Origin of the sequence: Mesorhizobium norvegicum, assembly GCF_004919685.1 — a bacterium.
GTDB classification, from domain to species: Bacteria; Pseudomonadota; Alphaproteobacteria; order Rhizobiales; family Rhizobiaceae; genus Mesorhizobium; species Mesorhizobium norvegicum.
On record NZ_SMYZ01000057.1, the window covers coordinates 36,471 to 48,298 of the forward strand.

The 11,828-nt window shown below is 62.9% G+C and carries 13 protein-coding genes; 9 read left to right on the forward strand and 4 right to left on the reverse strand.

Annotated features, from left to right (window positions below):
* Positions 1 to 2: 2 nt before the first annotated feature.
* The 5 genes from FCU66_RS23800 to FCU66_RS23820 are packed head-to-tail and all read left to right on the forward strand — an operon-like array spanning position 3 to position 4,902.
* Complete coding sequence (locus FCU66_RS23800) at positions 3 to 1,247, forward strand: vWA domain-containing protein (protein WP_136618802.1); 1,245 nt, start codon at positions 3 to 5, stop codon at positions 1,245 to 1,247.
* A 60-nt stretch (positions 1,248 to 1,307) separates the two neighbouring features.
* A complete protein-coding gene (locus tag FCU66_RS23805; RefSeq protein WP_056594403.1) occupies positions 1,308 to 1,646 on the forward strand; it encodes an XdhC family protein in 339 nt (112 codons plus the stop codon).
* Positions 1,647 to 1,652: 6 nt separating this feature from the next.
* Positions 1,653 to 2,357, forward strand: a complete 705-nt coding sequence (locus FCU66_RS23810) for an XdhC family protein (protein WP_136618803.1) — start codon at positions 1,653 to 1,655, stop codon at positions 2,355 to 2,357.
* Positions 2,354 to 3,964: an NTP transferase domain-containing protein gene (locus FCU66_RS23815; RefSeq protein ID WP_136618804.1), complete on the forward strand. Its 1,611-nt coding sequence runs from the start codon at positions 2,354 to 2,356 to the stop codon at positions 3,962 to 3,964. The genes FCU66_RS23810 and FCU66_RS23815 overlap by 4 nt, the downstream gene beginning before the upstream one ends.
* A gap of 32 nt (positions 3,965 to 3,996) precedes the next feature.
* Positions 3,997 to 4,902 carry an alpha/beta hydrolase family protein gene (locus FCU66_RS23820; protein WP_136618805.1) on the forward strand — a complete coding sequence of 302 codons (906 nt, stop codon included), beginning with the start codon at positions 3,997 to 3,999 and terminating at the stop codon, positions 4,900 to 4,902.
* Between the two features lie 27 nt (positions 4,903 to 4,929).
* On the opposite strand, the gene FCU66_RS23825 is transcribed toward FCU66_RS23820, so the two are convergent.
* Positions 4,930 to 5,982 carry a DUF1176 domain-containing protein gene (locus FCU66_RS23825; RefSeq protein WP_136618806.1) on the reverse strand — a complete coding sequence of 351 codons (1,053 nt, stop codon included), beginning with the start codon at positions 5,980 to 5,982 and terminating at the stop codon, positions 4,930 to 4,932.
* 138 nt (positions 5,983 to 6,120) lie between these two features.
* Here FCU66_RS23825 and FCU66_RS23830 point away from each other — a divergent pair, with 138 nt between their 5' ends.
* Positions 6,121 to 6,627, forward strand: coding sequence for a DUF1993 domain-containing protein (locus tag FCU66_RS23830; RefSeq protein ID WP_136618807.1), 507 nt, complete (start codon positions 6,121 to 6,123; stop codon positions 6,625 to 6,627).
* Between the two features lie 59 nt (positions 6,628 to 6,686).
* Here FCU66_RS23830 and FCU66_RS23835 read toward each other — a convergent pair whose 3' ends face one another.
* Positions 6,687 to 6,851, reverse strand: a complete 165-nt coding sequence (locus FCU66_RS23835) for a hypothetical protein (protein WP_023706483.1) — start codon at positions 6,849 to 6,851, stop codon at positions 6,687 to 6,689.
* A gap of 398 nt (positions 6,852 to 7,249) precedes the next feature.
* Here FCU66_RS23835 and FCU66_RS23840 point away from each other — a divergent pair, with 398 nt between their 5' ends.
* From FCU66_RS23840 to FCU66_RS23850, 3 genes are all read left to right on the forward strand, one after another.
* Positions 7,250 to 7,738: a hypothetical protein gene (locus FCU66_RS23840; protein WP_136618808.1), complete on the forward strand. Its 489-nt coding sequence runs from the start codon at positions 7,250 to 7,252 to the stop codon at positions 7,736 to 7,738.
* A gap of 118 nt (positions 7,739 to 7,856) precedes the next feature.
* Complete coding sequence (locus tag FCU66_RS23845; protein ID WP_136618809.1) at positions 7,857 to 8,924, forward strand: aldo/keto reductase; 1,068 nt, start codon at positions 7,857 to 7,859, stop codon at positions 8,922 to 8,924.
* Positions 8,925 to 8,976: 52 nt separating this feature from the next.
* Entirely contained in the window at positions 8,977 to 10,242 is a 1,266-nt protein-coding gene (locus FCU66_RS23850) for a cysteine desulfurase-like protein (protein ID WP_136618810.1), read from the forward strand.
* A gap of 15 nt (positions 10,243 to 10,257) precedes the next feature.
* Here the strand turns inward: FCU66_RS23850 and FCU66_RS23855 are convergent, their stop codons facing one another.
* Positions 10,258 to 11,286, reverse strand: coding sequence for a histone deacetylase family protein (locus FCU66_RS23855; protein ID WP_136618811.1), 1,029 nt, complete (start codon positions 11,284 to 11,286; stop codon positions 10,258 to 10,260).
* Complete coding sequence (locus FCU66_RS23860) at positions 11,283 to 11,798, reverse strand: GNAT family N-acetyltransferase (protein WP_168991917.1); 516 nt, start codon at positions 11,796 to 11,798, stop codon at positions 11,283 to 11,285. The genes FCU66_RS23855 and FCU66_RS23860 overlap by 4 nt, the downstream gene beginning before the upstream one ends.
* Positions 11,799 to 11,828 lie beyond the last annotated feature (30 nt).

Consider the following 11,828-nt stretch of genomic DNA (forward strand, 5'->3'; position numbering starts at 1 on the left):
CGATGCCGCGCCCCGAACCGAAAGAAGCGACGGCGGACGGGCGGATCGCCGACAACATCGTCTATTTTGCCCGCACCTTGCGCAAGGCCGGCATGCGGGTCGGGCCGGCCTCGGTCAAGGATGCCATCGAGGCGGTGCTGGTCGCCGGCATCGGTTCGCGCGATGATTTCTACTGGACGCTGCACGCCGTGCTGGTGTCCAGGCACGAGGATCACGCCATTTTCGACGAAGCCTTCCGGCTGTTCTGGAAATCGCGCGAGCTGATCGAAAAGATGCTGGCGATGTTTTCGCCTGTAGCGCCCGACAACAGGGAAAAGCAGAAGCCACGCGCCGCCGAGAACCGCGTCAGCCAGGCGATGTTCGAAGGCCACCAGAAGAACCAGCCGCGCCAAGAAATCCCCGAGATCGAGGTCGACGCCCGCTTCACCTTCTCCGGCAACGAGGTGTTGCGCGGCAAGGACTTTGCCCAGATGAACGCCGCAGAGATGGCCGACGCCAAGAAGGCAATCGCGCAGCTGCGGCTGCCTTTCGACATGGTGCGGACGCGGCGCTTCAAGGCCGACGCGCATGGCCGCCGCATCGATCCGCGCGCCATGATGCGTTCGGCCGCGCGCACCGGCGGCGAACTGATCCTGCCGAAGTTCCGCTCAGCTCGCGAGGTTCATCCGCCGCTGGTCGTGCTGGCCGACATTTCCGGCTCGATGAGCCAGTACACGCGCATTTTCCTGCATTTCCTGCATGCGCTCACGGAAAAACGCCGGCGCGTGCACACGTTCGTTTTTGGCACAAGGCTGACCAATCTGACGCGGCAGATGCGCCACCGCGACCCCGATGCAGCACTTGCCGACTGTTCGGCGGCGGTCAAGGACTGGTCGGGCGGCACCCGCATCGGCGACACACTTGCCGAGTTCAACCTGATATGGTCGCGACGCGTGCTGGGGCAGGGCGCGGTCGTGCTTCTGATCACCGACGGGCTGGAGCGCGACGATGTCGCCGGCCTGTCGGAGGAAATGGAGCGCCTGCACAAATCCTGCCGGCGGTTGATCTGGCTGAACCCGTTGCTGCGCTTCGATGGTTTTCAGGCGCGCGCCCGTGGCGTCATGGCGATGCTGCCGCATGTCGACGAGTTCCGCTCGGTGCACAATCTCGATGCGCTGGCCGATCTCTGCGCGTCGCTGGACAAGAAGTCGGCACAATCCGTCGATCCGCGCCGATGGCTGGAAGCTGGCGCGAGGCACGCCGCATAACCATATCTTTCCCATCCGAAAAACAGACCCCGAGAAAAACAGACTCCTAGAGAAACGGTCATGGAAAACAGCATTTATCTGGATGAAGCCCGCGACCCCCTGATCATCGCGGAGGGCTGGATGAAGGACGGCAAGGACGTGGCCATCGCGACAGTGGTCGAGACCTGGGGATCGGCGCCTCGCCCGGTAGGCAGCCACCTGGTCATCGACGCGGACGGCAATTTCCACGGCTCCGTCTCGGGCGGCTGCGTCGAGGGCGCGGTGGTTACCGAAGCAATCGACGTCATCGACAGCGGCAAGGCCAGGATGCTGGAGTTCGGTGTTGCCGACGAAACCGCCTGGCAGGTCGGCCTGTCCTGCGGCGGTCGCATCAAGGTGTATGTCGAAAGGCTCGGCTGATCTCCAATGGATCCCTATGCGCTGAAAACACTGAACGCTGAACGACGTGCCCGCCGCGCGGCGATTCTTGTCACCGACCTTGGCGACGGCCGTGACCGCGTCGTGCGCGAGGGCGATAAGGTCGCCGGCGATCTCGGCGCCGCAATCGCCAAGGCATTCCGCACCGGCAATTCCGGTTCGGTCGAGGCCGAAGGGCGAACGTTTTTCCTCAATGCGCACCTGCCGCAGCCGCGTCTCGTAGTGATTGGCGCGGTTCATATCAGCCAGGCGCTGGCACCGATGGCGAAAATCGCCGGCTATCCCGTGGAGATCATCGACCCTCGCACCGCTTTCGCCACGCCGGACCGCTTTCCCGACGTGGCGCTTCATGCCGAATGGCCGGAGGATGTGCTGAAGCGCCAGCCGCTCGACAGCTATACGGCGCTTGCCGCTGTCACCCATGACCCTAAGGTCGATGATTTCGCCCTGAAGGCCGCGCTCGACGCCAACTGTTTCTATGTCGGGGCGCTCGGCAGCAGGAAGACGCATGCCAAGCGCGTCGAACGCTTGCTGGCGCTGGGCGCAACCGCCGATCAGATCGCCCGTATTCATGCGCCGATCGGGCTTGATATCGGTGCGGCCAGTCCGGCCGAGATCGCCGTTGCGGTGCTGGCGCAAGCCATCCACGCCTTTCGCTCGCGCGGGCTGGACGCAAAAGGCGCCGTCGCGTGAAATTCGGCCCCATCCCGATTGAGACGGCGGAAGGCGCAGTGCTGGCGCATGCCACCACCGCCGGGGAACGCCGCTTCCGCAAGGCGCACAGATTGAGCGCCGAAGATGTGGCGCTGCTGCGGGCCGCCGGCATTTCGCAGGTTGTTGCGGCTGTGCTGGCCGCCGACGACCTCGGCGAGGATGCCGCCGCGCAGGAAATAGCCGAGAGCATGGTCTTTCGAGGCATCGAGGCCAGGCCGGCAGCGACCGGGCGGGTCAATCTCCATGCCAGAGCGTCCGGCATCTTCACGGTCGATGCCGTTATGATCGATGCCATCAATGCCATCGATCCGGCCATCACCATCGCCACGCTGGCGCAGCATGCGCCGGTCGAGAAAGGCCAGATGGTTGCAACCGTGAAGATTATTCCCTTCGCGGTCAGTTCAGCATTGGTCGACGCTGCGACAGAAATCTGCGCCGGTGGCGAGATATTTGCCGTCAATGCCTACCAGCCGGTGCGTGTCGGCGTCATCCAGACGGTTCTGCCCGGCATCAAACCAAGTGTGCTGGACAAGACGCTGCGCGTCACCGAAGCGCGGCTGGCACGCACCGGCGGCAGGCTGACGGCGGAGCGCCGCACGCCGCATGAGATCGCGCCGGTGGCGGAAGCCGCGGTCTCCCTGGCGCGCGACAACGACATGGTGGTGATCTTCGGCGCCTCGGCAATGAGCGATTTCGCCGATGTCGTTCCAGCCGCGATCGAGAAGGCGGGTGGTACAGTCATCCGCGCGGGCATGCCGGTCGATCCAGGCAATCTGCTGGTGTTGGGTATGCTCGACGGCAAGCGCGTCATCGGCGCGCCCGGTTGCGCCCGCAGCCCCAAGGAGAACGGCTTCGACTGGGTGCTGGATCGGTTGATCGCCGGCCTTGACGTGACCGCCAGGGATATTGCCGGCATGGGGGTCGGCGGGCTGCTGATGGAAATCCCGACACGGCCGCAGCCGCGCGAACCGCTGCCGGCCAAAAGCCAGCTCAAGGTCGGCATCGTGCTTCTGGCCGCCGGCCGGTCGAGCCGCATGGGTGGACCGAACAAGCTGCTGGCGCTGTTTGACGGCAAGCCGCTGGTGCGCCGCACCGCCGAGCGGGCGCTCGGCTCGAAGGCGTCTGGCACGATCGTCGTCACCGGCCACCAGCGCGAGCGGGTGCGCACGGCGTTGGCGGGCCTCGACGTGACCTTCGCCGACAATCCCGATTTTACCGAAGGCCTGTCCACTTCGCTGAAGGCCGGCATTGCCTATCTGCCGGAAGGTTGCGCCGGCGTGATGATCGTTCTCGGTGACATGCCGGGTATCGCGTCCGATGACCTCGACAGGTTGATCGATACCTTCCGCAAGGCCGGTGGCAATTCGGTGGTCCGCGCTTCGCATGACGGCAAGCGCGGCAACCCGGTGCTTTTGCCGCGCTCGCTGTTTCCGGCGATCGCCCATCTCGAAGGCGACACCGGCGCACGCCATCTCGTCGAGACCGAAGGGCTCGATGTCATCGATGTCGAGATCGGCGCGGCGGCGTCTGTCGATGTCGACACACGCGAGGCACTGGAAGGTGCCGGCGGCGTGCTGCAGGATTGACAAACCCAAGCCGAATTACGCATGCCTGAGGGATGGCTATTCGTACCGTCGCATTCGTAAAGCTCCACGCCTTCCTGGCAGCAACATTTGTTTTTTGCGTCGCCGCCCACGCTGCCGCTCTCGAACTAAAACCCTTCAAGGACGATCTCTTCGCCTATCCGCCCACGCTATCGTCCGACACCAATGGCGCCTACACCGTCATCGACTACCGCGAGATGCGCGACATCAACCAGCGTGACCAGGTGCCGGAGCGCCGGGTGAACGCCCAATACACCGACACCAGCGTTCGCAAGGTGCAGCAGGATCTGCTCTTGAACACCGATGCCGGCGATGTCAGGCATGTTGCCGTCGGCAAGACCGAGGGCGCCGGCATCATCGTGCTTTATCTGCACGGGCAGGGCGGCAGCCGCAAGCAGGGCGTCGACGACTTCACCTTTGGCGGTAATTTCAACCGGCTCAAGAACCTGATGGCCGGCAATAGCGGCCTCTATCTCAGCCCGGATTTTACCGATTTCGGCGACAAGGGAGCGGCGCAGGTAGCGGCACTGATCGGCCACTATGCCGAGCAATCGCCAGGCGCGAAGATCTTCGTCGCCTGCGGCTCGATGGGCGGTGCGCTGTGCTGGAAGCTTGCCGGCCGCAACGATACCGGCCGGCGCATCAATGGGCTGCTGCTGCTCGGCTCGCTATGGGACGAGAGTTTCCTCGCCAGCCCCGCCTTCAGGCGTCACGTCCCGGTTTTCTTCGGCCAGGGCAGCCATGATGTGGTTTTCCCGGTGGAAAAGCAGGAAGCCTTCTTCCGCTCGATCATCGCCAAATCGAAAGCCTACCCGTATCCGACCCGTTTCGTCCGTTTCGAGACCGGCACCCATGGCACGCCGATCCGCATGACCGACTGGCGCGGCACGCTCAACTGGATGCTGTCGAAGGCGCCTTGACCGGCACCGCGGGTAGCCCGTCCAGGCTCAGGGCGCGGTGTTGTAATCGACAACCGTCTGCGGATTTTCCTCGCCGTCATAGGACGCATCGACGTCGTACTGGACCAGCGAGAAATTGCCATTGCGAAACAGATACGTCCCCGCGTCGGACGCATCGCCGACGCCGCGCCACTTGTTGAACGTGGTGATCGTGTGGGCAGCCTCGTCATAGTCGGAATTGACGGCCCAGCCGGACGTCTGGAAACCGACGATGGTCATGCCCAGCAATTTGCCGTCGCTGTCATTGTTTTCGTAGCGGATGTCCATCTTGGGTTCGGCGAACTGCAATTGCTGCACGCCCGAGACCTCGTCGGTCATGTAGTAGATCGAGCTTTCGTTGTAGGCCGCGGCCGAGCAGGAAAAATGGAACAGCCGTGTCTCCTTGTCGGGATCGCCGGGCTGCGCATCGTTGTCCTTGTATTTGATCGAAAAAACGGTCGGCTCATCGGCGAGAAACTGCTTGTCGCACTGGTCGCCATAGGTCGCCAGAAAGGCTTTCTTGGCCTGTTCCAGTGCTGTGTCTTTCTTCGGCGGCGGCGGACCGTCGCCGCAGCTTGGCGGCAACGCCTCCTCGAAATCGGCGGTGGAGGGTTTCAGCGCGCCTTTTTCGATGTGGATCGGATCGAAGGGCGGCGCCGCCTGGATCTGGGCATTCACCTGGCGCAGCGTATAGCAGCCGGCAAAGACCTTTTCGCCGCCGGTCTTGTCGGTGGCGCGGATGGCGACGGGGACGTTGTAGAAAATGCTGCCGGCGGCGCCTTCGTCGGAGACAGCTCCGGTAGCAACCTCGACCTTGTCGGTGCCATCATAACCCTTGACGAAACTGTCGAAATCCTTTGCCGGCTTTGTATCTCCGAAATAGCCCCAGGCACGGGCGAATTCGTGCCGGCTGATGGCACTGTAGAGCGAACGGACAACCGCATCGGCGCTCGACCGGTCGTCGACATAGGGCGCTTCGGGTGCATCTTCGGCGGCCAATGCCGTTTGGCCGATCGGGGCAAGGGAGAGAAAGGCAGTCGCTGCGAAAAGGGCGCGTCTCATCGGGAATCTCCGCTCGATGAGGAGATTCTACTATGGCGATTGCGGCAACGTGGTGACGCAGCGTCGGCGGTCTTGAAGAATCGTGCGCGAAGGCGCTACGTCGCGTCCGCCGGCGTTCGGCCGGGCAGGAGATTTGACGTGACGATATCGATGTATGAGGCATCCGTGCCTGTGTTTTCAGCCAGGCTGAAGGCGCTTTCCAATGTGCTTGCGACCGCCGAACAGAATGCGCTTGACCGCAAGATCGATCCGCAAGTGTTCTTGACCGCTCGGCTGGCGCCCGACATGTACGCTCTGACCCGGCAGGTGCAGATCGCCACCGATCACGCCAAGGGCGCACCGTCCCGGCTCGCCGGGCGCGACGTGCCGAGATACGAGGACAACGAGGCGAGTTTTGCTGATGTCCAGGCTCGCATCATGAAGACGCTCGACCTTCTCGCGACATTTTCGGCTGCCGAATTCGACGGCTCCGACGACAAGATCATCGAGCTGAAGCTTGGTGGGCGCGAAAGCTCGATGCCCGGCATGCAGTATCTGCTGCATGTGGCCATGCCCAACTTCTATTTCCACCTCACCACGGCTTACGACATCCTTCGCCACAATGGCGTGCCGTTGGGCAAGGCGACGTTCCTGGGAGCGCGCTAGGGAATTGAGGTTTTGGAGATGTCCCGGACTGAGCCGGGACATCTCGCGACTCGATACTTCTAGCGAACGGACATTTCGCGGGCGATGCGGGGGAAGTCGGCCGGCTTGATACCGATGTCGGCGCGGTCGGCATTGCTCATCGAATGAAGCAGTGCGAGCGCCGAGCGGTATCTCAGATGCTCCTGCGGCCGCGGCCGGGCGAACATTTCAGTGAAGAAACCCATGATTCAAGCCCCTGATTGGTCCTCCACGGCTGCCAATATAGGTGAATCGTGACAATTGTGCAGTGCAGCATTTGCATGCCTGCCATGTCCTGGTGATTTCCCTGGCCATATTTCTGTAACCGGGTGAAACTTTTGCGTGCCGCGCATCGTAGCCTCGAATGCTGGCTACATGGCCGGTTTTTCCTCGCCACTCCTGGCGAATTCCGGACTGCATGAACGTGCAGTCCGGCTTTTTGTTTTGGGGCGAGGAGGTTGAAGCGGCGAACGCGTGCAACGGCTAAATTCGTTAAGATCGGTGGCATGCATTTTTAACGAGCCGGTTCTATGCTCTGAAGCTTGCACGGTCGGGCAAGGGGGAGGCTGACATCGCTACTGGCGCCAAGCGGGATTTCGCTTCGTTGCTCGACGACCTCTTCGTCGCCTCCGACAAGGGCGACGGAATTGGGGATGACGGGATCGAGGGCGAAGAGGCCGGCGCTCGTCCATCCATCCCGTTCGACTATCTCTCGGTGGCCGACGAACTCCATTCCGGCCGCATCAAGGTTTCTGGCACCGGCTTTGCCACCGAATATCGCGAGGCGGGTGCCGATCTGGCGACCGAATTTGCCGCCTTGCTCGATCATGCCAAGCTGGCTCTCGCCGGCGAAGAGCCAAAGCCCGAGGAAAAGCTGCCGCCGATCGATCCCGAATCCATCGCGGTCGAACTTGGCCTCAATCAGCCCAAGCAGGTCGCCGACTTCAGCCGCATGCGCCGCAGCTTCGCCTTTGCCAACCATCCGGACCGTGTCGCTCCGCATCTGCGCCAGCGCGCCATGATCCGCATGCAGGTGGCCAACATGCTGATCGACGAAGCCAAGCGCCGCGCGCTGCCCGGCGCTCGCCGCTAAACGCCACTGGTTCACGCAAAAGTCGGTCTGCCGAGGCTTGGAGAGCGCCTCTGCTTTGCCTATAGATGCGCTTCCTCCCGCGCTGCCGCGCACGCCTTCCCTCCGGAGCAGAATTTCCATGCACAAGCGCCGTCTCGGTCGGACCGATCTTCTTGTTACCCAGATCTGCCTGGGCTCCATGACCTGGGGCCAGCAGAACACCGAGGCCGAGGGCCACGCCCAGATGGACCTGGCCTTTTCGCGCGGCGTCAATTTCATCGACACGGCCGAGCTCTATCCGATCCCGCCCAAGGCGGAGACGCAAGGACGGACCGAAAAGATCATCGGCAGTTGGATGAAGGCCAATCGCAACCGCGACAAGGTGATCCTGGCCTCCAAGGTTGTCGGCCGCACGGCCAACAGATGGTTTCGCGGCGACAGGCCATCGCAACTGGTGCGCGCCGATATTTTTGACGCCATCGACAAGTCGCTGGCCAAGGTCGGCACCGACTATCTCGACCTCTATCAGATCCATTGGCCGGAACGCGACATACCCTGGGGCGCCAACCCGACGCGCGTCGGCGCCGTATCGCCGCGCGCCGATTCTGTCGGCGCGCCGGCCGACGAGACACCGATCGCCGAGACGCTTGCCGTGTTCGACGAACTGGTGAAGGCAGGAAAGATCCGCCATTTCGGCCTGTCGAACGAGAGTTCCTGGGGCGTGATGCGGTTCCTTGCGGAGGCTGACAAAGGGATCGGCCCGCGCGTCGCGTCGATCCAGAACGCCTACAATCTCGTCAACCGCACCTTCGAGGTGAATCTCGCCGAGGTCTGCGAGCGCGAGCAGGTGTCGTTGCTGTCCTACTCGCCACTGGCGCAGGGCTACCTGACCGGCAAATACGACCATGGCGCGCGCCCGCAAGGCTCGCGCTCGCAGCTGTTCAACCGCGGCCAGCGCTACGAGACATCAAATGCCGCCGAAGCCCAGCTCGAATACAATGAGCTGGCGCGCTCCTTTGGCCTGGAGCCGGCGCTGTTTGCCAATGCCTATGTGTCGAGCCGGCCGTTCGTGACCTCGAATATCGTCGGCGCGACGAGCATTCCGCAGCTTGAAATGGCGCTGTCCTCGGTCGATGTCGTCTGGACCGAAGAGATGCAGAAGGCGGTGGATGCGATCCATCAGCGGGTCGGCAATCCCTGTCCTTGAACGGGATTGGATGCGGCCGAATACTCAGTAATTACAAAGAGCGGGGGCAACAATGAATTTTCCGATAGAGCTGGTCCGCGAACGATTTCCGGCACTGTCCCTGATCGACAATGGCCGCCGTCGCATCTATCTCGACAATCCAGCCGGCACGCAGGTGCCGCAAGCCGTCGCTGACGCTGTGTCGCGCTGCCTTTTGACCACCAATGCCAACCTTGGCGGTTTTTTCGAAACGACGATTGCCGCGCAAGCCGTCGTGAACGAAGCGCATCGGGCAATGGCCGATTTCCTTGGCGCCGCAAGCCCCGAGGAAATCATCATCGGCGCCAATATGACGACGCTGACCTATCACATGTCGCGCACGCTCGGCCGCACGATGAAGCTGGGTGACGAGATCATCCTCACCCGCATGGACCATGAGGGCAATGTGTCGCCCTGGCTGCAGCTGGCCGAGGACCTTGGCCTCGTCGTGCGCTGGCTGCCGTTCGACGAAAAGAGCTGGCAGGTCGAAGAGGCGACGCTGGCTGGTCTGCTTTCGGAGAAGACACGGCTGGTCGCGTTGAACTATGCCAGCAACCTGACCGGTTCCATCAATCGCGTGAAGGCGCTGACCGCCATCGCCAGGAATGCCGGGGCCCTTGTCTATGTCGACGCCGTGCAGTTCGCGCCGCATGGCCTGATCGACGTGCAGGAGCTCGGCTGCGATTTCCTGATCTGCTCGGCCTACAAATTCTTCGGTCCGCATATGGGCATTTTGTGGGGCCGGCGTGATGTCATCGATGGTCTGAAGCCTTACAAATGCCGCTGCTCGTCCAATGGCCTGCCGGAGCGGTTCGAACTCGGCACACCGCAGATCGAGTTGATGGCCGGTCTCACCGCCGCGGTCGATTACTTTGCCGACCTTGGCGCGGCGGCGGGCGAGGGCGGTTCAAGAAGGCGGAAGGTTGCCAAGGCGTTTGCGGTTTCGATCGCCTATGAAAACCCGCTCGCGCAACAGCTGATCGACGGTCTGTCCGATATCGAGGGCCTGACCATCCATGGCATCACCGATCCGAAGCGGCTTGGCGATCGCGTGCCGACGGTTTCCTTCACCGTCGACGGCATCGTGCCGGAGACGGTCGTGCGGCAGATGAATGCCGAAAACATCTTCCTGTGGTCCGGCCACAACTACGCCTGGGAGATCGTCCACCAGCTCGGCATTCCAGCCGAGCATGGCGTGGTGCGCATCGGCATCGCCCACTACAACACATCAGCCGAAATCGATGAGACGCTGGAGAGCGTGCATCGGGTCATCGCCATGCTCAGGCAGCAGCGGTCCTGACGCTGGCTTGAGCATTTACCGCGTCTTGCCGCCGAAGCCGGTCAGGAACGCAGTGAGATTGTCGCCGAGTTCGTCGCAGAGATAGCCGCCCTCCTGGACGATGACCGTCGGCAGGCCGAGCTTTGCGATGGCCTCGCCGATACGCGAGAAGCCAGGCGTCGACACCGAAAGTCCGCCGAACGGATCGCCCTCGAACGCGTCGAGGCCGAGCGCCACGACCAGCGCGTCTGGCGAAAAGGCACGGATGCGCTGGAACGCCACCTCGAGCGCTTCGAGAAACGCCGCATCGGCGGATTTGCGCGGCAGCGGCAGGTTGAAATTGTAGCCGAGGCCGGGCCCTTCGCCGCGCTCGTCGGCATGGCCCCAGAAGAACGGATAGAAGCGCACCGGATCGGCATGCAGCGAGACGGTCAGCACATCCGGCCGTGCATAGAAGATACCTTGCGTGCCATTGCCGTGATGCAGGTCGACATCGAGGATCGCCACCCGCGACGCCGTCCTGCGCAAGACCTGCGCGGCGACGGCCGAGTTGTTGATGAAACAGAAGCCGCCGGCGACGTCGGCGAAGGCATGGTGGCCGGGCGGGCGGCACAGCGCGTAGGCGGCCGGCGCGCCTGATATCACCGCCTCGGCCGCATCGACCGCGCTCCAGGCGCTCCACAGCGCGCTCTGCCATGTTTCGCCCGAGATCGGGCAAGCGGTGTCGGCCATGTGATAGCCGGCCTGACCGACCGCCGAGGCCGGATAGGAGCCGTTGCGCGTGATCGGATGGATGTTGGGGATCACTTCGGCCGACGCGCCTTCGATGCGCTGCCAGCGCGTATAGATATGTTCGAGGAAATCCAGATATTCGGGCGTGTGCACCGCCGCGACCGGACCGAGCCCGTGATCCCGAGGCCGCTCGATCGTGCAACCCGCAGATAATGCGCCGGATAACAATCTCTCGACGCGCTCCGGCTTTTCCGGATTGGGTTGCGCCGCACCGCTCGAAAGAAAGGCCTTGGGGTCGTGATGCTTCTGCTCCTCGGCATAGAAGGCTTTCATCCCTGCTCCCCATTTTCCGGCGTGTCGGCGAAGGCAAAGAACGCCTCGCCGGTGATTTTTTGGGTCTGTTCGTAGCTCGACCAGGCGATGCCCAGCCTCTCGTAGAAGGCCTTGGCGCCTTCATTGTCGGTGTCGACGGACAGCCGGAGATAAACGCCGCCTTCCTTCCGGCATTGCGCCGCAACGTGCCGCAGCAGCCGCTCGCCGATCTTGCGGCCGCGGAACCGGTCCTCGACATAGAGGTCCTGCACATAGACGCCGGGCCGCCCCATCCAGGTCGAAAAGATCGGGAAATGCAGGCATAGGCCGGCAAATTCACCGCCCACCTCGGCGATCAGCGTGGAGAAGGCGGGTTTTTCGCCGAAGCCGTAAGTTCTGAGATCGTCCGGTGTCGAGATGATCTCCTCCGGCGCGCCGATATGGGTGCCGAGTTTCAGGATCGCCGTGTGGATTGTTTCGACGTCGTCGATCCGGCCGGGGCGGAGGAGGATTTCGGGCGAGGGGACAATCATTGGAGGTTTGGCGCCCAGGCACCCCCCTCT